General features: G+C 51.3%; 2 tRNA genes. Both read right to left on the reverse strand.

The window, feature by feature from the left end:
• Positions 1 to 153: 153 nt before the first annotated feature.
• Positions 154 to 229 (reverse strand) — tRNA-Ala (locus HUS66_RS17385).
• 84 nt (positions 230 to 313) lie between these two features.
• A tRNA-Ile gene (locus tag HUS66_RS17390) sits at positions 314 to 390 on the reverse strand.
• Positions 391 to 569: the final 179 nt, after the last annotated feature.

Below are 569 nucleotides of genomic sequence, written 5' to 3' on the forward strand. Positions count from 1 at the left end.
TCAGCATGATTCATATTGTTAAAGAGCATTTAAAGCAAGAAGCTTTAAGCTGGAAGCTTGAAGAGGAAAATCCTCTTGCCAAGCGCCTAGCTTAAAACTTCATCGACTGTGGGTTTTCTTCCAGCTTCAAGCTTTGAGCTTCAAGCTTGAGTGTGGTGGAGCCTAGCGGGATCGAACCGCTGACCTCCTGCGTGCAAGGCAGGCGCTCTCCCAGCTGAGCTAAGGCCCCTTTGAACTGTAGGCTGCAAGCGTGAAGTTATGAGAAATCCCGAAGAACCGTTACTGGACTTCACATAAAGCTTACAGCTGATGTTGGTGGGTCTGGGCAGACTCGAACTGCCGACCTCACCCTTATCAGGGGTGCGCTCTAACCAACTGAGCTACAGACCCAACACCGCATACAACTGCTAGCTTAGCGTCGTGCTCGATCGGCTGACCTCACCCTCCTTTCCATTAAGGTCAGGGGGTGCGCTCTAACCAACTGCGCGACAGGTCGGCTTACTCACCACTGGGTCCGTGACCCAAACAGTCTTATGCTCTGACCGATCAGATAATTCATTGTGGACACT

This window comes from Onishia taeanensis, from assembly GCF_013349955.1.
Lineage (GTDB): Bacteria > Pseudomonadota > Gammaproteobacteria > Pseudomonadales > Halomonadaceae > Onishia > Onishia taeanensis_B.